Origin of the sequence: Devosia sp. CN2-171 (assembly GCF_049354815.1) — a bacterium.
In the GTDB taxonomy this organism is placed as follows: domain Bacteria; phylum Pseudomonadota; class Alphaproteobacteria; order Rhizobiales; family Devosiaceae; genus Devosia_A.
In genome coordinates this window covers 350,486-369,041 of sequence record NZ_CP186479.1, presented here as the reverse complement: position 1 = coordinate 369,041, position 18,556 = coordinate 350,486, and the positions used below count along the sequence as shown (strand labels likewise).

The window sequence follows — 18,556 nt, the reverse complement described above, 5'->3', positions numbered from 1 at the left end:
CTACTGTCCCACGATCTGCGGCAAGCTCGCCAGATCCTCCACCGTCCCCGGCGCCGCCGTCGGCTCGGCCTCCTGCCGCGCCAGCCCGGCGGTCAGAGTCTTCGCCTTCATCGGATCCATCTTCGCCAGGATCGGCGCCATCTTGCGTGGGCTCATCGCCCGGGCCACGCGCAGCAACACCTCGTTGTCGAGCGCGTTGAAGATCGTCGCCGCTTCCTTGGGCTTCATCGTCTCGTACATCGCGACGATGCCGACGAACTGCTCCTTCTCGTCGGATTTCTTCTCTTCGACCAGCGCATTGATCTGCGCTTCGAGCGACTTCAGCACCGCCGTCCGCTCCTCGATCCGCTTCTCGGCCGCCTCGACCAGCGCCAGGCGCATGTCGAGTTCCTTCTCGCGCGCATCGAGGTCGGCGCGCCGCTCGCCCAACCGTCCGGTGAGCTCGGCGGCGCTGCCCTCGTCGGCGGCCACGGGAGCCAGTTTGCCGTCGCTGTTCACTTCGAGCGGGATGGCGTCGCCGTGCTCGTTCACCGGGATCGGGATGCAATTGGGCTTCGGCGCCTTGGCGGCAGCGTCGGCCGGAACCTCGCTCTGCTCGGCACCTGCCTCTGCGAGCGTCGGCGCCTCCGGGGGACACGCTGCCTGCAACTGGTAGTCGTCGTCGACGGTCACCGGATCTTCCGGCACTGCCGGCTCCGCTTCCGCCACAGCCGTCTCCTCGCCATGCCCCTCTTCGGCGGCTGGAACCCCATGCGCGGTACCTTCGGCCTCGAGCGGCAGCACTGGCGACTTGTCCTCAAGCGTCGGACTCGTGTCCGCCATCGTCGCTTCGGCCGGCAAGTCCATCGTCGGATCGACCGCCGTGCCCGCTGTGGCTGGCGCCGCATGCTCGCCACCGCCACCCGCCGCCACCGCCTGCGTCGTGCCACTCAGCACATAGCCGCCATCGGTCACGAGCCCGAAGCCCTTGAAGAGCAGCAGGGCCGTGGCCGCGGCTATGACGACTGGCAGGAGGCGGGGCGTCTTCATCAGGCGGCGTTGCCGCGAATGCGCGGCCGCATACTGAGCTGCTGCAGCGCCGATTGCACCTTGTTCGGCTCCGGCTCGAGCCGGTCGTCATCCAGCGGCTGCGTGCGCGCCGCATTGGTGATGCGCGCCAGCCGCTCCATGATCTGCTGGCCGGCGCTGACGTGGTTGGCGAGCTGAACACCGAAAGTCTCGGCATCGCTCAGCCGCGATTCCAGCCCGGCTTCGGCTTCCTGCGCCGTCGCCTTCAGCTCCTTGATCGCCGATTGCGCAAGCCCGGTGGCCTGCACCAGGTCCGCCACCATCTGCCGCAGCTCACCGCGATCGGAGTGCAGGCGCTTCAGCCTTTGGTTGAGGATCACACAATAGCCGATTGTGGTAGCGAGCAAAATCGCGACCAACGTCTCGACCACGATCCCCAGCGGCAGCCCGAACATCAGCGTTGCTCCATCTTGTTCTCATCAATGGCTTCGAAGCTGGCCATCGTCACTTTGGGTGGGTTGAGCGGGCGCGCCACGCGCACCGACACGTTATTGCCGATATGCCCCATCACAGCGTCGGTGAGCTCGATATCGCCGCAGCGCAGCCGCACCGGATCGGACGGCGTCCGGTCGAACATCACCGTCTCGCCCGGCTGCAGGTTCAGCACCCGGTTGAGCGGCAGGTCCATCTCGTGCAGTACGGCCGTCACTTCGACATCGGCCGCATAGATTTCCGTCGCCAGATGCCCTTCCCAGATCGGGTCGCGGCCGAACTTCTCGCCCATGTACATCTGGAGCAGCTGCTCGCGGATGGGCTCGATGGTGGCATAGGGCAAGAGGATCTCGATCTTGCCGCCGCGATCGTCCATTTCGATGCGCAGCTCGATCAGGATCGCCGCATTGGCCGGCCGCGAGATCGCCGCGAAGCGCGGGTTGGTCTCGAGCCGCTCGATGCGGAAGTTGACATCCGTCACCGGCTCGAACGCCCGATGCGTGTCCTCGAGGATGATCTCGATCATCCGCCGCGCGAGCGCCATCTCGATCGTCGTATACGGCCGCCCCTCGATGCGGATCTGCCCGCCCATGCGGCGGCCACCCAGCAGCACGTCGATCATCGAGTAGATCAGCGACGAGTCGACCGTCAGCAGCCCGTAATTATCCCACTCCTCGGCCTTGATGACCGAGAGGATCGCCGGCAGCGGGATCGAATTGAGATAGTCGCCGAAACGCACCGAGGAGATGGAATCCATCGCCACTTCGACGTTGTCGGAGGTGAAGTTTCTGAGGCTCGTCGTCGCCAGCCGGACCAGCCGGTCGAACACGATTTCGAGCATCGGCAGGCGCTCGTACGAGACCAGCGCCGAGTTGATCAGCGCCTGCACGCCCGAGAGCTCGGCACTGCCACCGGCGCTGGGGTCGAAGCCGAGGAGGCTGTCGATCTCGTCCTGGTTCAGCACGCGATCGGCCGCAGGGTCACCGCCATCCTGCTGCAGCATGGCCGCCCATTCGGCGCCCATGGCCTCTTCGCTGGCTGCGGCGGGTGCAGCACCGGCCTCGCCGAGGCCCCAGTCGTCGGTGAGCTTGTCCTGTTCGCCCGGCATCACTGCACCAGGATTTCCTTGAACAGGATCGATTCCACCTGTGCCGGGAAGATCGCGATGTTGACGCGGCGGCGGAGCTCTTCCTTCAGCCGGTAGATCCCGGCCGAGCCCTCAAGATCGGATTTCCTGAGTTCGCGCAGGTAGACCTGGAACGCATCGACCACCTTGGCCATGCGCGGCTGGATTTCCTCCATCACCTCTTCATTGGCGACTTCGAGCGCCACCGTCAGCTTCATGAACTGCTCGCGCTCGCCTTCACCGCGGAGGTTCACCGTCATGGTCGGCAGGTTGAAGATGAAGGTCTCGGGCAGTGCGGCGATGTGCTGGTCTTCCGCGGGCGCAGAAAAGAACATGAAGTAGGCGCCGGCACCGCCACCCAGCAGTACGACTACCGCTGCGACCATGGCGATCAGCATCACGGGCAGCTTCTTCTTCTCGGGCGCGGCGACTTCGCCACTCTCGATATCGGCTTCCGCAGCCATGCCCCAAACCCCTGCCCCGCCGGACGATTCCGGTCAGCTTCGAGCTAATCGGCTGAGGGTTAACGATTGGTTACGAACTGTACCAAAGCGGGCAGATTTTGCCGGGCAGATTTTGCCACCGCGACAGGGCGCGGAACGAATTGCCGTGCCAACAACCACCGTAACCCGTTGAAATACATAGCGCATGCGACTTGGCATGGTTGCTGCAACGTTAATGGCGAGCCTGACGGCCTGGGGAGGTCGGACGGTTCGGGGATAAGCGCCTTCAGGAAAAGTTGCAGACTTTTCCGGTTCGAAGGCGCGGGAACAGAGACCGGAGTAGGTCGCCGCTTCGAAGAAGCGAAGAACTGCTCCAACCGGGGACCGTGCGCCATGGAAAATGCGCAGCTTATAGGTTTGTCGCGCCAGATCGGCTTGCAGCGACAGATGGACGTGGTGGCCAACAACATGGCCAACCTCAACACCTCGGGCTTCAAGGCCGAGAACCTGCTGTTCGAAGAGTACAAGATGCCGGTCGCCCGCGACCGTGACTTCTTCTACCCCGACCAGCCGCTGAGCTACACCAACGACTGGGGCACCGTCCACGACCTGTCGAGCGGTCCGCTGCTCGATACCGACAACCCTCTCGACGTCGCATTGCAGGGCGAGGGTTTCCTCGTCGTCGAGACGCCCGAGGGCGAGCGCTACACCAAGGCAGGCAGCCTTGGCATCGGTCCCGACGGCACGCTCATGGACCCGAGCGGCAACCCGATCCTCGGCACCGGCGGCCCCATCCAGTTCGACGCCTCCGAAATCGACATTTCGATCAGCGCCGACGGCATCGTCTCATCCAGCGCCGGCACCAAGGGCACCCTGCGCATGGTCGAGTTCGCCGACCCGCAGACCGTCGAGCGCTTCGGCAACAACCTCTGGACCGGCGGCACCCCCGTTCCCGCCACCGCCACCCGGATCGTCCAGGGCTCGATCGAGAAATCCAACGTCTCGGGCATTGCCGAGATGAGCGAAATGATCCGCGTGCAGCGCGCCTACGAGAGCGTTGCCTCGCTCATCCAGAAGCAGGACGACCAGCGCCGCACCGCCATCCAGAAACTCGGCAGCCTCAACGCCTGATCGGAGACACCATGAAAGCCCTCTACATCGCTTCATCGGGAATGGCCGCGCAGGAGCGCAACGTCGAAGTCATTTCCAACAACATCGCGAACATGCGCACCACCGGCTACAAGAAGGCGCGCGCCGAGTTCCAGGACCTGCTCTACCAGTCCTACCGCCAGGCCGGCTCGACCACCTCGGAAACCGGCACCATGGCACCGGTCGCCATCGAAATCGGCTCCGGCGTCCGCACTGCCGCGACCCCGCGCATGATGAGCCAGGGCACGCCCGAACTCACCGAGAAGGAACTCGATCTCGCCGTCCGCGGCGAAGGCTTCTTCGTCGTCCAGATGCCCGATGGCCGCACCGGCTACACCCGCGACGGCTCGTTCGAGCGCGGCCCCGACGGCCAGTTGGTCACGGTGGATGGCTACGCCCTGCAGCCCGAGATCACCATTCCGGGCAACGCCAACCAGATCCAGATCAGCGCCGACGGCCTCGTCGAGGTCTATCTCGACAACGACACCAGCCCGACCCAGGTCGGCCAGCTGCAGCTCGCTCGTTTCGTCAACAAGGCGGGCCTCGCCTCGGCCGGCAACAACCTCTTCGTCGAAACCGCTTCCAGCGGCCAGGCCCAGGTCGGCACTCCCAACGGCGACGGCATGGGCGACCTGCTGCAGGGCTACCTCGAAGCCTCGAACGTCAACTCCGTCACCGAAATCGCCGACCTCATCGCCGCCCAGCGCGCCTACGAGATGAACGCCCGAGTCATCTCCGGTGCCGACGAGATGATGCAGGCGACGAGCCAGTTGCGCTGATCGGGAGATAATAGATGCATAAGATCCTGCTTCCCGCCCTCTTCGCCCTGCTCACCACCACCGCCTATGCGGCGCCGGCACTGCGAGCCGAGGTCTCGGTCAATCGCCCGGTTATCACCGTGGGCGACATGTTCGAGGACGCGGGCCTCCTGGCCGAGAAGGCGCTGTTCCGCGCCCCTCTGCCCGGCACCACCGGCATCGTCAGCCTCGACGCCGTCCGCACCGCCGCGGCCCGCGCCGGCCTCCTCGACTACACGCAGGAAGGCATCCTCAACGTCCGCGTCGAGCGCCAGGCAACCATCATCGATGCCACGGCCCTCACCGCCCTCATCCGCGCCGATCTCGAAAGCCGCGGCCTCCTCGCCGCCGGCGTCGAAGTCGAAACCCGCTTCGAGACACCCGGCCTCTCCTTCAACGCCGAGAACGTGCCGGTGCCGGCCGCGCTCGCCACCCTGCAGTACCAGCCCGGCGCCGCCGGCTTTACCGCCCGCTTCAACATCGCCGGCCTCGACCTGCCGGTCGACGTCCGCGGCCGCCTCGACCTGATGGTCGAAGCGCCGCACCTCGCCACCTCGCTCAAGGCCGGTGACACCATCACGCCGTCCGACATCGAGATGAAGCGCGTGCCGCTCGATTTCGCCGACCGCAGCGGCATCCAGTCTCTCGACCAGCTCGTCGGCAAGCAGCTCCGCCGCACCTCGCGCGCCGGCGTCATGCTGAAGGCCGCCGATATCACCGAGCCGCTGGTGGTGCACCGCAACACCCAGGTCAGCGTGCTGCTCCACAACGGCCCGATGACCCTCACCGTCATCGGCCAGTCACTCGGCGATGCCGTGGCCGGCCAGTCGGTGCAGGTGATGAACACCGTGACGCGGAAAATCCTCAGCGGCGTCGCCAGCGCCAACGGCTCCGTGGAAATCACCACCGCTGCCGCCCAGCTCAAGCTCGCCGGTCTCTGAGAGGCAAGGACACGACAATGAACATGCTCAAGCTCACCGCCGCCCTCGCCCTCACCGCGCTGCTCGCCGGCTGCTCGACCCTCGACAACCTCGCCTCAGTCGGCGAGACGCCCAAGCTCACCGCCATCGCCGATCCTACGGCACAGGCCGGCTATCGCCCGGTGCAGATGCCGATGCCCGAGCCGGTGGTGGCGTCCTACCAGCCGAACTCGCTGTTCTCGACCGAGGCGCGGGGCTTCTTCAAGGACCAGCGCGCCCACAAGGTCGGCGACATCCTCACCATCATGGTCACCATCGACGACAGCGCCAAAATGAGCAACTCCACCGATCGCGAACGCAGCTCCACCTCGGAAGGCAGCATCGGCGGCGTCCTCGGCTCGATCTTCGGCGGCAACGTCCCGCTCGCCGATGTCGAGGCCAGCGGCTCGGTTTCCACCAGCGGCAGCCTCGCTGACGGCGGTTCGGGCTCGGTGGACCGCAAGGAAAGCCTCGAAACCCAGGTCGCGGCCGTGGTCGTGCAGGTCCTCCCCAACGGCAACCTCGTCATCGAGGGCCGCTCGGAAGTGCGCGTCAACTTCGAAGTCCGTGAACTGATCGTCGTTGGCATCGTCCGTCCCGAGGACATCGGCGCCGACAACACCATCCCCTCCACCAAGATCGCCGAAGCCCGCATCTCGTACGGCGGCCGCGGCCAGATCACCCAGATGCAGCAGCCGCGCTACGGCCAGCAGATCGCCGACGCCATCCTGCCCTTCTAGTTCAGTCCCCAGCCGCCGGCACATTCCCCCAATCGGTGCCGTCGGCTACTGGCTGGTTCCAGAATAGAACCCGCCCAAGGGCGCAGCTTCCCCGGCTGCGCCCTTCCCCTTTTTTGCGAGGGGCTCGGGGGGTAAGCCCGAGGCTCGATGCCCACTTCCCGCGGCTGGTCCCGACCGGTGACCACGCCGCCTTGCTTTGCTACAGTAGCTCCACGGGAAAATCGCACAGGGCGGCTTCGGCATGGACACGATTGCAGCCATCCACGGTCGCCGTTCGATACGGAACTATGAGCCTCGCCCGGTTGCGCGTTCGCTCATCGAGGCGATCCTGCATGATGCCGCGCAAGCCCCGACCCCACCGGTGAGCGGCACCCCGCCATTCGTCTTCATCGTCGTCGAAGGCCTTGAGCGTCTCGCCGAATATGGCGCCGCCGCACTCGCCTACGCCAGGGAGCACCGCAAGCCCGGCGCTTCCTATGATTGGGTCGACAAGCCCGGCTTCACCGTTTTCTTCAACGCCCCGACCGCCGTCATCATCTGCGGCTTCGACGACGCCTACGGGCAGGCGATCCAGGACTGCAACCGCGCCGGCCAGAACCTCATGCTGTCGGCCCACGCCCGCGGGCTCGGAACCTGCTGGATCGGCTCGCCGATGCCATGGCTGCGCGATCCGGCCACCCACGCCGCCCTTGGCGTCCCGGCCGACTACACCCCGTACGCCGCATTCACGCTGGGATACCCGTCGGGCGCGCCCACCGGCACGCCGCGCGCGATGCCGAAGATCATCTGGCGGGCCTGACGCGGCCCTCCGCAGTCCGGCTGGCAGCCGTGCCATGCATACAAGCGCCTTCCTCCCCGCGTCACTCTCATGTAACTCGTCCGCTCCACATTATTTCGCCGCCCCGGCAGGCGGCGTTGCCCATTTCGGAATGCTCATGATCCGCCTCGAAAATATCAGCAAGCAGAACGGCAAGCAGATCGTCTTCATCGAAGCGTCCGCCGGGCTGCTCCGGGGAGAGAAGGCCGGCCTCGTGGGCCCGAACGGCGCCGGCAAGACCACCCTGTTCCGCATGATCATCGGCGAGGAGCAGCCCGATGAGGGCCAGGTCTCCCTCGATCGCGGCATCTCCGTCGGCTATTTCAGCCAGGATGTCGGCGAGATGAGCGGCCGCTCGGTCGTCGCCGAAGTCATGGACGGCGCCGGGCCGGTCAGCGAGCTGATGGCCGAGATGGCCGTGCTCGAGGCTGCCATGGCCGATCCCGATCAGGCCGACCAGATGGACGACATTATCGTCCGCTACGGCGATGTGCAGGGCCGCTTCCAGGAGCTCGACGGCTACTCTCTCGATGGCCGCGCCCGTGAAGTGCTCGACGGCCTCGGTTTCTCCCAGGAGATGATGGATGGCGATGTCGGCGCGCTCTCCGGCGGCTGGAAGATGCGCGTCGCCCTCGCCCGTATCCTGCTCATGGCGCCGGACGTGCTGCTGCTCGACGAGCCGAGCAACCACCTCGATCTCGAAAGCCTGATCTGGCTCGAGTCCTTCCTCAAGGGCTACCAGGGCGCCATCCTGATGACCTCGCACGATCGTGAGTTCATGAACCGCATCGTCAACAAGATCGTGGAGATCGATGGCGGTTCCCTCACCTCCTACACCGGCGACTACGATTTCTATCAGCAGCAGCGCGCCCTTTCGGACAAGCAGCAGCAGGCCCAGTTCGAGCGCCAACAGGCCATGCTGGCCAAGGAAATCGCCTTCATCGAGCGCTTCAAGGCCCGCGCCAGCCACGCCGCGCAGGTCCAGAGCCGGGTGAAAAAGCTCGACAAGATCGACCGCGTCGAGCCGCCCAAGCGCCAGCAGACCATCGCTTTCGAATTCCGCCCCGCCCCCCGCTCGGGCGAGGACGTGGTGATGCTGAAATCAGTCAGTAAGCGCTATGGCAGCCGCGCCATCTACGACGGCTTCGATTTCCACATCCGCCGCCAGGAGCGCTGGTGCATCATGGGCATCAACGGCGCCGGCAAATCGACGCTGCTGAAGCTCGTCGCCGGCGCCGCCGACCCGGACGATGGCACCGTCAAGCGCGGCCCGAGCGTCAAGATGGGCTACTTCGCCCAGCACGCCATGGATGTCCTCGATGGCGACCGCACCGTATTCGAAACCCTGCAGGATGCCTTCCCGCAGGCCGGCCAGGCCCCGCTCCGCGCCCTCGCCGGCTGCTTCGGCTTCCCCGGCGACGAGATCGACAAGAAGTGCCGCGTGCTCTCAGGCGGCGAGAAGGCCCGTCTGGTGATGGCCCTCCTCCTGTTCGATCCGCCGAACCTGCTGGTCCTCGACGAGCCGACCAACCACCTCGACATCGCCACCAAGCAGATGCTGATCTCGGCGCTGGCCGCCTACGAAGGCACCATGCTCTTCGTCTCCCACGACCGCCATTTCCTCGCCGCCCTCTCCAACCGCGTCCTCGAACTCACCCCCGGAGGCATCCACAGCTACGGCGGGGGTTACACCGAGTACGTGCAGAGCACCGGCCAGGAAGCGCCGGGGCTCCGGAGCTAAGCCGTTACCTGCTGCGCAGCAAGGCCTGGGCCCAGTGATCCATCATGCTCGGCCCGGGCATCCTGCAGCCAGCCTCGGCGACAAGGCGCGGGTTGCTCGTTTCTGCCAGGACCAGCGCCAGCACGTGCCGACGCCGCTGCTGACGGCGCCACAGCCGGAAATGCACCCGCAGGTGTCCGACCAGACCGTGCGCGGGAGCGTGCGCCGCGGGGCGAAATCCCTGAGTGCTGCTAGAAAAGTCGAGAGCTTCGGTAGCCATGATCCGTCTCCATCGGTCTTCGATGGACATCACGGTACGGGTTATTGGCGGGCGACTTTGTCATCGCGACGGATGACCGGGGACTGTCCTCAAAAAGGCCTACACCGGCGGCGCCGACGATAGGAGCACCCGCACGAGAGCCGGTTGGGTCCGGACGCCCGTCTTCTCGAACACACGGTTGACGTGGGTGCGGACGGTGGCCTGGCTAATCCCCGCTCTCTCGGCGATTTCGCGATGCGACAGCCCCTCGACGACCAGCCCTGCGACCTGCTTTTGCGCGGGTGACAGTCCAAAGATGGCCGCCGCGACTTTGAGCCGATCCGCATCGATACCGGGAACCGAAAGGCTGAGAAGAATCTGCCCGCCTTCGGCGAAGACCCAATAGACCTTCGTCGGCAGGCCCTCGCCGGCCTCGATGACAATCGGATGCGTACCACGCTGCGGCAAGAGGCTCGTGTCGCGCGCGGCGGCCCACCGAAGAGCCGCCTGCAGCTTCTGATTGGCCTTGCTGTCGCGGAAGCGCACTCGACCGTTGCGGATGGTCAGGTCGTCATCATCCTCGAGAGCTGCCGGAGCGGTCGGGCTTTTCCACGTCACTTCGCCATCGGCGGTGACCTGCAGGATTGGGGTGTCGTAGTGGCCGACACTGCCATGCATCACCCCCAGGAACACGATCAGCCAGATGCCGTTGTGTCGCTCCAGAACTCGGGCTTCGTGGCTTACACCGCCGTAGTAGTAGAGCTGATCCTTGCCGATCGAAGGATAGACCTGGTCGAAGGTGGCCCAGGCCATGTCTCCTTCGATGCGCAGGTTCAGGTTCTCGATTACCGTGTCGTAGGCGTAGCGCTCGATGCGGAGTTCGTCGTTATCGCAGAGCTTTCGCACCCGCGCCGCGATGTCATCCCATCCGATCCGCCTGAAGATGCCGACGCTGGGCGACGCATGCCATCGCGTCACGTAGTCGGCGTGGACGAAGCACGATGCATAGGAGTCGAAATCGTGCGTCCAGATGGCGATGCGGCTGCGGTTGAGCAGATCTACGATCGCGGCTCGGTCCTCGGCTTCGCTACCGGTCATGTGGACCCCCTCCCACACGCGCACGATAGCAGGCCAGCAGGACTGCGTCTTCCAGCACGGGGAAAGCCCACCGGCCGAAGCCAGTAGCGCGGCGCCCCTACCCCCGCCGCTGGAACGCCAACCACACGCCGCCGCACATCAGGACGATGCCGGAGACCCGGTTCATCATCCGCACCCGCGCCTGCGTCAGCAGCTGCCGGGCGCTGCCGGCGAGGACCGCGTAAATGCAGTCGGTCGCCGTCGCGACGGCCATCACGATCAGCCCCAGCACCATGATCTGGTCGAAGGCCGGCCGGCTCATGTCGACGAACTGCGGCAGGAACGCCCCGAGGAACAGCAGCGTCTTGGGGTTCGACCAGTTGATCAGCGCCCCCTGCCAGACATAGCGGCCGAGCGGCAGCCGTTCGCCCGGCTGCCCCATCTCGAGCTTCCCCGACGAGGTGAACATCTTGAAGCCGATCCAGACGAGATAGGCCGCGCCCACCAGCTTGATGATCGTGAACGCCTCCGACACCAGGGCCATCACCGCATCGAGGCCGACCGCCACGATGAACACCATGCTGAGCATGGCGATCTCGGTACCGAGGATCGTCAGCAGCCCCGCCTTGGTCCCTCGCGCCAACGAGTTTGCCACGACAACCGTCACCGACGGGCCGGGGACGATCGAGAACAGGAAACAGGCGGCAATGTAGGGGAGAAGGATGGCGGCGTTGATCATGGTTTGCTCCTCAGCTAGAGCGACCCAGCCACACCGCGTGGCGGAGTGCAAGCCCGTGCGCGGTCAGTTGCGTCGGATCAACCGCACCACCACCGTGACCAGCCCCAGCACCGCGAGGCCGATGCCACCTACAATGAACGCGGTCGGCGTTCCCCACCGGGTTGCAACCACACTGCCGATGAATGGCGCAGTCAGCATCACCACCGTGGTCACCGCCTCGCCGGCGGCAACAACCCGCGCCAGCCGGTCGGGATGTGTCTGGGACTGGATCGCGGTGCGGTAGGGCACCAGCATGAACGCGCTGCTCCCGCCCATCAGCAGCATCGCGGCGCAGAACAGGGCGATGTCGATCGACAACCCGGCCAGGGCGGCCACGGCCACTGCGATCGTGACCAGCCCACCGAAGAGCGCCGCTGCGCCCATCCAGAGCAGCGGATTCCACCCCGCGACCCGGCCCGCCAGCAAGGCGCCAATGAGCCCGCCGAGACCCGACGCGCTGATCGACAGGCCGAACGCCGTCGCATCGAGACCGAGTTCGGTCATCAGCAGAGCGATGAGCGCGTCGTAGAGAAACATGGAAAAGTACGCGACCGACGAAAACACCAGCGCCACCAGCAGCAGGCGACTGCGCCCGAACTCGGCAAATCCAGCCATGGCTTCACCGAGGAAGCCGCCCTTCCGATCCTCGACCTCGCGCTCGGCCCGCGGCAGCCTGATCCCGATCACCAGCGCAGCGGCGACAATGCTGAGCCCGCCATTCACCGCGAACACAGATTGCGCCGGCATGAACGCCAGCAACGCCCCGCCCAGCGCCGGACCCACGATCTTCGAGATCTGGTTGATGGCCTGGTGCATGCCATTGGCGACGCCAAGCAATTCAACCGGCGTCGTCGCCTTGATCGCCGATTGCCGCGCCGGACCGAAGGCCGAGTCGATCGCGGCCCGGACGAAGACCAAGGCCAGCACCACCGCGCTATTGGGCGCAATGATGAGCAGGAAGGTCGCTGCCGCCCGCCCCAGGTTGCTCCACAGCATGACGCGCCCCAGCGGCAGGCGGTCGACCAGCACCGCGAGGGCCGGGCCGATGATCACGTAGGGTGATGACAGCGCCACGGCGAACAGCGCCAGCGTCAGCGGCCCCTCGCCCCACGCAAAGACCAGCAACGCCACCACGGCGGCATAGTCGAGCCAGTCGGCGAAATCCGCCGGCAGGGCGGCGAGTGCCAGCCGTCGCGGCATCGGCATGCCGAGCAGTTGGCGATAGCCCTGCCCACCCGGCATGCGCAGCTCCGTTATGCGTCGGGCTCGTTGCCCTCAGGCGCATCCGTCTCCGGCTCATCGGGCTCGTCGCCCTCCGGCTCGGAGATCCGCTCCACCGACACCACGCGCTCGCCGTCCGCCGTGTTGAACACGGTGACACCCTGCGACGAACGGCCGACGATGCGGATCCGGTTCTCGGGGCCGGCATCGACCGGCACGCGGATCACCTGGCCACCATTGGTCACCAGCATGATCTGGTCGCCGTCGTCCACCGGGAAGGAGCCGATCAGCGGGCCGTTGCGCTTGTTCACCGCCATCGCGACGATGCCTTTGCCGCCGCGTCCGGTGATCCGGTACTCGTGGCTCGAAGTGCGCTTGCCGTAGCCATTCTCCGAGATGGTAAGGATGAACTGCTCCGCCGCCGACATCGCGGCGTAGCGCTCCTGGCTCAACTCGCCCGCCGGCACCGCATCCTCGGCATCCTCGGATACTGCATCCTCGGTGTCGGCCTCGCCCCGCACCGCGCGGCTCATCTTGAGGTAGGCCGCCCGCTCGGAAGAGTCGGCGTCGAAGTGGTGGATGATCGCCATCGAGATGATGCGGTCGCCCTCGGCGAGGCTGATGCCGCGCACGCCCGTCGAGTCGCGGCCCTTGAACACGCGGACCTCGTCCACCTGGAAGCGGATCGCCTGCCCCAGCGCCGTGGTCAGCAGCACGTCGTCGTTCGCCGTGCAGGTGGCGACATCGACGATGCCGTCGCCCTCGTCCAGCTTCATCGCGATCTTGCCGTTCTTGTTTATCTCGACGAAATCGGCCAGCGAGTTGCGCCGCACCGTGCCGCGGATCGTCGAGAACATCACGTCGAGCTGCTTCCAGCTGCCCTCGTCCTCGGGCAACGGCATGATCGAGGTGATCCGCTCGTTTTCCTCGAGCGGCAGCATGTTGATGAGAGCCCGGCCACGCGCCTGCGGCTCGCCGATCGGCAGCCGCCAGACCTTCATCTTGTAGACCTGGCCGGCCGACGAGAAGAACAGCACCGGCGTATGCGTATTGGCGATGAACAGGCGCGAGACGAAATCCTCGTCTCGCGTCGCCATGCCCGAGCGGCCCTTGCCGCCGCGCCGCTGCGACCGATAGGCCGAGAGCGGCACGCGCTTGATGTATCCGCCATGGGTGACGGTCACCACCATATCCTCGCGCGCGATCAGGTCTTCGTCCTCGAAGTCCCCGGCCGCATCGTCGATTGTGGTCTTGCGCGGCGTGTTGAACTGCTCCTTGATCTCGCTGAGCTGGTCCCGGACGATCTGCATCACCCGCTCGCGCGAGCGCAGGATGTCGAGATACTCCGAGATATCCTTGCCGTGCCCGTTGAGCTCTTCGCCGATCTCGTTGACGCCGAGCGCCGTCAGGCGGCTGAGCGTCAGCGCGAGGATAGCGCGGGCCTGCTCGTCGGACAGCTTGAACGTGCCGTCCTCGCTCATCCGGTGACGCGGATCGTCGATCAGCGCGATCAGCGGCGCCACATCCCTGGCCGGCCAATCGCGCTCCATCAGCCGCTCGCGGGCGACGCCGGAGTCGGGCGACGTGCGGATCAGCGCGATGACTTCGTCGATATTGGCCACCGCCACGGCGAGGCCGACGAGGATATGCGCGCGATCGCGCGCCTTGTTGAGCAGGAACCGCGTGCGCCGTGTGACGACGACTTCCTGGAACTCGATGAACGCCGAGAGCATCGTCTTGAGGCTCATCAGCTCCGGCTTGCCGCCATTGAGCGCCACGAAATTGCAGCCGAACGAGCCCTGCAGCGGCGTGAACCGGTAGAGCTGGTTCAGCACTACATCCGGCACCGCGTCGCGCTTCAGCTCGATCACCACGCGCATACCGTTGCGATCGGACTCGTCGCGGATATCGGAGATGCCTTCGATGCGCTTGTCGCGCACCAGCTCGGCGATCTTCTCGATCATCACCGCCTTGTTCACCTGGAACGGGATCTCGGTGACGATGAGCGCCTCGCGCTCCTTGCGCATTTCCTCGATATGGACGCGCCCGCGGATCATGATGCCGCCGCGACCGGTCTCGTAGGCCTGGCGGATGCCCGAACGGCCGAGGATGATACCGGCGGTCGGGAAATCCGGCCCCGGCAGCACCGTCATCAGGTCTTCGGTCAGCGCGTCCGGATTCTCCATCAGCATCAGCACGGCGTCGATGACTTCGCCGAGATTGTGCGTCGGGATATTCGTCGCCATGCCGACGGCGATACCACTGCCGCCGTTGACGAGCAGGTTCGGGAACCGCGCCGGCAGCACCGTCGGTTCGCGTTCGGACGCGTCGTAGTTGTCCTTGAAGTCGACCGTGTCCTTGTCGATGTCCTCGAGCAGGCTCTCGGTCACCTTCTCCATGCGCACTTCGGTGTAGCGCATGGCGGCCGGCATATCGCCGTCGACCGAGCCGAAATTGCCCTGGCCGTCGATCAGCGTCACGCGCAGCGAGAATTCCTGCGCCATGCGGACCAGCGAGAAGTACACCGCGTCGTTCGAGTGCGGGTGGTACTTACCGATCACGTCGCCGACCACGCGGGCCGATTTGCGATAGGGCCGGTTCCACGAATAGCCCTGCTCGTTCATCGAATGCAGGATGCGGCGATGAACGGGCTTCAGCCCGTCGCGCACGTCGGGCAGCGCTCGGCTCACGATCACGCTCATGGCGTAATCGAGATAGGACCTGCGCATTTCCTCGGTTAGCGAAGTCGGGGCAATGTCGGACGGCATCGGTGTGCCGGTCGCGTCTTCGTTATTGTCTGCCACGGGGCCGTTTTCGAACTATGGAAACTGGGGAAGCTTTAGGCGATTCCCGCACGGGAAACCAATGGCCGAGGGGCTGGGAGGGGAGATGTCCACGGATTGGCACGACGCCGAACGCTTCAACCGCCACAATGACGTGGGTTTGCGGCAACTTTGAGCCAAAAATCGGTTCAGACGCGGCTTCCGGGCCCGTGCTTCCGGGTCAAACGGCTGGACGGGCAGTTGCCCAGCCCTTATTGATCCGCGCCTGAATGCGGGGCGCAGGACCAAGGGAAGATTCTATTGAATAAGGATACTCTGCTGGGCCGGATCTGGAACTGGTCCTTCGGGCACGACCGCTCCATTGGCTTCGGCCTCGAAACAATTGGCCACACCACGCTCCGGTGGCCACGCATCGTCGCCGCACTCGTCCTGCTGATGACGGTCTTCTCCGTAACCCAGATTCCGCGCGCCAGTGTCGATGGCGACATGCTGCGCGTGTTTGCCCACTCGGGCGAAGAATACACCGCCTACGAGCACCTCGCCGACACTTTCGGCACCTTCGAGAACGACATCTACCTGCTCGTCAGTTCCCCCGACCTGACTAACCCCGAGACCATCGAGACCATCCGCGCCATGGCGCTCGATCTCTCGAACAGCGACTACATCACCGGCACCATGTCGGCGTTCACGTTGCGCGTTCCAGGTCCCGACGGCACCACCCTGCCCGCCGTCCCCGAAGGCATGCAGACCAAGGAGGAGGTCAGCAAGGCGCTGACCGACCTCTACAACAACGACCCGATGATGAAGAACCTGATCAACCCCGACCTGTCGGGTGTGGTCATCATCGTGTTCCCCAATCCGGAAATGACCAGGGGCGGCGGCACTCGCGCCATGATCGCCGACCTCCGCTCGCTGGTCGACGACTACAAGTCCGACACAGTTCAGGTCGAACTGACCGGTCCGCCGATCTGGACCAGCGAAATGCTGAACGCAGCGGTCGACGACCAGATCACCTTCACCATCTACGGCTTCGTGCTCGGCGCGCTGATCGCGCTGTTCACCTTGCGCTCCTTCTGGGGCGCCATCCTCGTCGCCGCGACGCCGTTCGTCGCCGTCGTCTGGGTGATGGGCACCATCATCGCCCTTTTCGGATCGTTCTCCTTCCTCACCATCATCGTCACCACGATCGTCCTGGTGATCGCCTTCGCCGAAAGCCTGTTCTTCATCTTCAACTGGCTCGCCTATTGGCGCGAGGGCATGGATCCCTACAAGGCCGTGGACGAAACCGTCCGCGTCGTCGGCCCCGCCAGCGGCCTCACCATGCTGACGACGCTGGTGTCCTTCGCCTCGCTGTCGCTGACTGCCGGCCAGGGCATCCAGGAATTCTCCTGGGCCGGTACCATCGCCTCGCTGACCAACTTCATCTGCCTGATGACGTTCCTGCCGCTGATGCTGAAGCTCGCCGTCCGGCTCGGCTTCAAAGCGCCCAAGCCAAGCTACGCCATCACCGCGCCGATCCCGCTCGCCTGGTTCGTGGCCAGCAAGCTCGGTCGTCCGTTGTCGGCCGTCGCCATCGTCCTCACCGGCCTGCTGCTGGTCCCCTACGCTCTGATCCAGCCGCGGTTCTCGTTCGAGGACTTCATGGCCAAGAACTCGACCGCGCTGACGGCGGCCGAGGAGATCGACGCGGGTGTCGGCGGCGTGGCGCCGCTCTACGTCAACGTCCCGCTCGACCAGGGCATCGCCGATGTCGGCGACCAGGATTTCGAGAAGGTCAAGAAGGTCCACCAGATCGTCGAGAAGTATCTCGGCGTGAACAAGGTGATCTCGGCCGCCGCCTTCACGCACTACGCGGAGTCCGGCTTCACCCGCGAGCAGATCTTCAACGCCGTCGGCGACCTCCGGGGCCGCTTCGTCACCCCTGACGGCACCCGCGCCCTCGTCACCGGCTTCATGCCGACCATCATCTCGTCCGAGGAGCTCGTCCGGCTCAAGGAAGGGATCGAAGCCGACATCAAGGCGGCCGGCATCGACGGCGCCGAGGTCGGCGGCTTCCGGGTGATGACCACCTACGCCACTGACCAGATCGTGCGCGGCCTGCAGCTCGACCTGACGCTGTCGGTGATCGTCAACCTGTTCCTGATCGGCTGGGCCTTCCGCTCGCTGCGCGTCGCCGTCGCAGCGGCCATCCCCAACCTCTTCCCGGTACTGGGCACCGAGGCCTGGCTCTACTTCAGCGGTTCCGGCCTGCAGCTCACCACGGTGCTGGCACTCACCATCGCCTTCGGTATCGCGGTGGACGACACCACCCACTTCCTCTCGCACTACCTGCATTCGCGACGCGAGGAAGGACGGTCACATATGGATGCTATCCATCACACGATGGAGCGCATCGGCGGCGCGATTATTGCCGCCACGCTGATCCTTTGCTCCGGCATGGCAATCGTCATGTTCTCCGCCCTGCCGCAAGTCGCCTTGTTTGGTACCCTGTTTGTGATAACTCTCGGCTTTGCATTGATCGGCGATGTGTTCATCCTGCCGGCTCTGCTCGTCGCCGGGGGGCGATTCTTTCATCCGCTTGGAGGCGTTAAGAAATGAAGCTCTTCGGACCCCTGCCGCGAATGGTCGCGCTCGCTGGTCTGCTTGCCGTCACCCCCATGGCTGCCGCACCCGTTATTGCCGCACCGGCCGACGTCGCATTGCTCAAGTCCTACATCGGCGCGTGGAAGGGCCGCGGCCAGCTGATCGGCGCCGAGAGCGAATCCGTGGTCTGCCGCCTGTCACTGAGCGAAGGCAACTCGGACAAGGTCAACTATTCCGGCCGCTGCTCGCTCGCCGGCACGACGCTCAACGTCAACGGCACCCTCGCCTATAGCGACCAGAACAAGCGCTACGAGGCGGCCATGACCTCCAACGTCACCTTCTCCGGCCTCGCCGTCGGCAGGAAGACCGGCGACGGCATCATCTTCAACCTCAAGGAGCGGAACAAGGACGAGGAAGGCAACGACCTCACCGTCACCGCCGCCATCGCGCTCAAGGGCAAGGGCGAGAGCATCGCCGTCGAGTTCCAGGTCGTCTTCAACGCCACCGGCGATTCCCTCAGGGCGTCCGTGCCGTTCACGAAGTAACTGCCTCGCGGTATTGCTCCAGCGGGCGGCCTCTCCACGGGCCGCCCGCTTCAATTTTT

General features: G+C 65.4%; 17 protein-coding genes. 8 read left to right on the top strand and 9 right to left on the bottom strand.

Annotated features, from left to right (window positions below; all coding sequences use genetic code 11):
* From ACOYW5_RS01810 to ACOYW5_RS01795, 4 genes are read right to left on the bottom strand one after another with little or no spacing between them, the layout of a single operon-like run.
* A complete protein-coding gene (locus ACOYW5_RS01810; RefSeq protein ID WP_423067565.1) occupies positions 1-1,029 on the bottom strand; it encodes a MotE family protein in 1,029 nt (342 codons plus the stop codon).
* Positions 1,029-1,463 (bottom strand): DUF6468 domain-containing protein, encoded by a 435-nt coding sequence (locus tag ACOYW5_RS01805; RefSeq protein WP_423067564.1) that lies wholly within the window; start codon positions 1,461-1,463, stop codon positions 1,029-1,031. The genes ACOYW5_RS01810 and ACOYW5_RS01805 overlap by 1 nt, the downstream gene beginning before the upstream one ends.
* Positions 1,463-2,608: a flagellar motor switch protein FliM gene (gene fliM / locus ACOYW5_RS01800; RefSeq protein ID WP_423067563.1), complete on the bottom strand. Its 1,146-nt coding sequence runs from the start codon at positions 2,606-2,608 to the stop codon at positions 1,463-1,465. The genes ACOYW5_RS01805 and fliM overlap by 1 nt, the downstream gene beginning before the upstream one ends.
* Positions 2,608-3,090 carry a flagellar basal body-associated FliL family protein gene (locus tag ACOYW5_RS01795; protein ID WP_423067562.1) on the bottom strand — a complete coding sequence of 161 codons (483 nt, stop codon included), beginning with the start codon at positions 3,088-3,090 and terminating at the stop codon, positions 2,608-2,610. The genes fliM and ACOYW5_RS01795 overlap by 1 nt, the downstream gene beginning before the upstream one ends.
* 396 nt (positions 3,091-3,486) lie before the next feature.
* On the opposite strand from ACOYW5_RS01795, the gene flgF reads away from it, so the two are divergent.
* The 6 genes from flgF to ACOYW5_RS01765 all read left to right on the top strand — a co-directional run bounded on the left by flgF (position 3,487) and on the right by ACOYW5_RS01765 (position 9,272).
* Positions 3,487-4,200 carry a flagellar basal-body rod protein FlgF gene (gene flgF, locus ACOYW5_RS01790; protein ID WP_423067561.1) on the top strand — a complete coding sequence of 238 codons (714 nt, stop codon included), beginning with the start codon at positions 3,487-3,489 and terminating at the stop codon, positions 4,198-4,200.
* An 11-nt stretch (positions 4,201-4,211) separates the two neighbouring features.
* Positions 4,212-4,997 (top strand): flagellar basal-body rod protein FlgG, encoded by a 786-nt coding sequence (gene flgG / locus ACOYW5_RS01785; protein WP_423067560.1) that lies wholly within the window; start codon positions 4,212-4,214, stop codon positions 4,995-4,997.
* Between the two features lie 14 nt (positions 4,998-5,011).
* A complete protein-coding gene (gene flgA / locus ACOYW5_RS01780) occupies positions 5,012-5,956 on the top strand; it encodes a flagellar basal body P-ring formation chaperone FlgA (RefSeq protein WP_423067559.1) in 945 nt (314 codons plus the stop codon).
* A 17-nt stretch (positions 5,957-5,973) separates the two neighbouring features.
* Complete coding sequence (flgH, locus tag ACOYW5_RS01775; protein WP_423067558.1) at positions 5,974-6,714, top strand: flagellar basal body L-ring protein FlgH; 741 nt, start codon at positions 5,974-5,976, stop codon at positions 6,712-6,714.
* Between the two features lie 241 nt (positions 6,715-6,955).
* Positions 6,956-7,513, top strand: a complete 558-nt coding sequence (locus ACOYW5_RS01770; RefSeq protein ID WP_423067557.1) for a nitroreductase family protein — start codon at positions 6,956-6,958, stop codon at positions 7,511-7,513.
* 136 nt (positions 7,514-7,649) lie between these two features.
* The gene (locus ACOYW5_RS01765; RefSeq protein WP_423067556.1) at positions 7,650-9,272 is read left to right on the top strand and encodes an ABC-F family ATP-binding cassette domain-containing protein; all 1,623 of its coding nucleotides are present in this window, start codon (positions 7,650-7,652) and stop codon (positions 9,270-9,272) included.
* 4 nt (positions 9,273-9,276) lie between these two features.
* Here ACOYW5_RS01765 and ACOYW5_RS01760 read toward each other — a convergent pair whose 3' ends face one another.
* The 5 genes from ACOYW5_RS01760 to gyrA all read right to left on the bottom strand — a co-directional run bounded on the left by ACOYW5_RS01760 (position 9,277) and on the right by gyrA (position 15,354).
* Positions 9,277-9,531, bottom strand: a complete 255-nt coding sequence (locus ACOYW5_RS01760) for a hypothetical protein (RefSeq protein ID WP_423067555.1) — start codon at positions 9,529-9,531, stop codon at positions 9,277-9,279.
* A 99-nt stretch (positions 9,532-9,630) separates the two neighbouring features.
* Positions 9,631-10,608, bottom strand: coding sequence for a response regulator transcription factor (locus ACOYW5_RS01755; RefSeq protein ID WP_423067554.1), 978 nt, complete (start codon positions 10,606-10,608; stop codon positions 9,631-9,633).
* A 97-nt stretch (positions 10,609-10,705) separates the two neighbouring features.
* Positions 10,706-11,326, bottom strand: coding sequence for a LysE family translocator (locus ACOYW5_RS01750; RefSeq protein ID WP_423067553.1), 621 nt, complete (start codon positions 11,324-11,326; stop codon positions 10,706-10,708).
* A gap of 63 nt (positions 11,327-11,389) precedes the next feature.
* The gene (locus ACOYW5_RS01745) at positions 11,390-12,607 is read right to left on the bottom strand and encodes an MFS transporter (RefSeq protein WP_423067552.1); all 1,218 of its coding nucleotides are present in this window, start codon (positions 12,605-12,607) and stop codon (positions 11,390-11,392) included.
* A gap of 11 nt (positions 12,608-12,618) precedes the next feature.
* The gene (gene gyrA, locus ACOYW5_RS01740; protein WP_423069384.1) at positions 12,619-15,354 is read right to left on the bottom strand and encodes a DNA gyrase subunit A; all 2,736 of its coding nucleotides are present in this window, start codon (positions 15,352-15,354) and stop codon (positions 12,619-12,621) included.
* A gap of 315 nt (positions 15,355-15,669) precedes the next feature.
* On the opposite strand from gyrA, the gene ACOYW5_RS01735 reads away from it, so the two are divergent.
* The gene (locus ACOYW5_RS01735) at positions 15,670-17,967 is read left to right on the top strand and encodes an efflux RND transporter permease subunit (RefSeq protein WP_423067551.1); all 2,298 of its coding nucleotides are present in this window, start codon (positions 15,670-15,672) and stop codon (positions 17,965-17,967) included.
* Positions 17,964-18,497: a hypothetical protein gene (locus ACOYW5_RS01730; RefSeq protein WP_423067550.1), complete on the top strand. Its 534-nt coding sequence runs from the start codon at positions 17,964-17,966 to the stop codon at positions 18,495-18,497. The genes ACOYW5_RS01735 and ACOYW5_RS01730 overlap by 4 nt, the downstream gene beginning before the upstream one ends.
* Positions 18,498-18,556 lie beyond the last annotated feature (59 nt).

Coding starts and splice junctions, on each gene's coding strand:
- ACOYW5_RS01805 (WP_423067564.1), bottom strand. CDS start 1,463: ATGTTCGGGCTGCCGCTGGGGATCGTGGTCGAGACGTTGGTCGCGATT.
- flgH (WP_423067558.1), top strand. CDS start 5,974: ATGAACATGCTCAAGCTCACCGCCGCCCTCGCCCTCACCGCGCTGCTC.
- flgG (WP_423067560.1), top strand. CDS start 4,212: ATGAAAGCCCTCTACATCGCTTCATCGGGAATGGCCGCGCAGGAGCGC.
- flgA (WP_423067559.1), top strand. CDS start 5,012: ATGCATAAGATCCTGCTTCCCGCCCTCTTCGCCCTGCTCACCACCACC.
- fliM (WP_423067563.1), bottom strand. CDS start 2,608: ATGCCGGGCGAACAGGACAAGCTCACCGACGACTGGGGCCTCGGCGAG.
- ACOYW5_RS01750 (WP_423067553.1), bottom strand. CDS start 11,326: ATGATCAACGCCGCCATCCTTCTCCCCTACATTGCCGCCTGTTTCCTG.
- ACOYW5_RS01795 (WP_423067562.1), bottom strand. CDS start 3,090: ATGGCTGCGGAAGCCGATATCGAGAGTGGCGAAGTCGCCGCGCCCGAG.
- ACOYW5_RS01760 (WP_423067555.1), bottom strand. CDS start 9,531: ATGGCTACCGAAGCTCTCGACTTTTCTAGCAGCACTCAGGGATTTCGC.
- ACOYW5_RS01810 (WP_423067565.1), bottom strand. CDS start 1,029: ATGAAGACGCCCCGCCTCCTGCCAGTCGTCATAGCCGCGGCCACGGCC.
- ACOYW5_RS01730 (WP_423067550.1), top strand. CDS start 17,964: ATGAAGCTCTTCGGACCCCTGCCGCGAATGGTCGCGCTCGCTGGTCTG.
- ACOYW5_RS01765 (WP_423067556.1), top strand. CDS start 7,650: ATGATCCGCCTCGAAAATATCAGCAAGCAGAACGGCAAGCAGATCGTC.
- ACOYW5_RS01745 (WP_423067552.1), bottom strand. CDS start 12,607: ATGCCGGGTGGGCAGGGCTATCGCCAACTGCTCGGCATGCCGATGCCG.
- ACOYW5_RS01770 (WP_423067557.1), top strand. CDS start 6,956: ATGGACACGATTGCAGCCATCCACGGTCGCCGTTCGATACGGAACTAT.
- ACOYW5_RS01755 (WP_423067554.1), bottom strand. CDS start 10,608: ATGACCGGTAGCGAAGCCGAGGACCGAGCCGCGATCGTAGATCTGCTC.
- gyrA (WP_423069384.1), bottom strand. CDS start 15,354: ATGCCGTCCGACATTGCCCCGACTTCGCTAACCGAGGAAATGCGCAGG.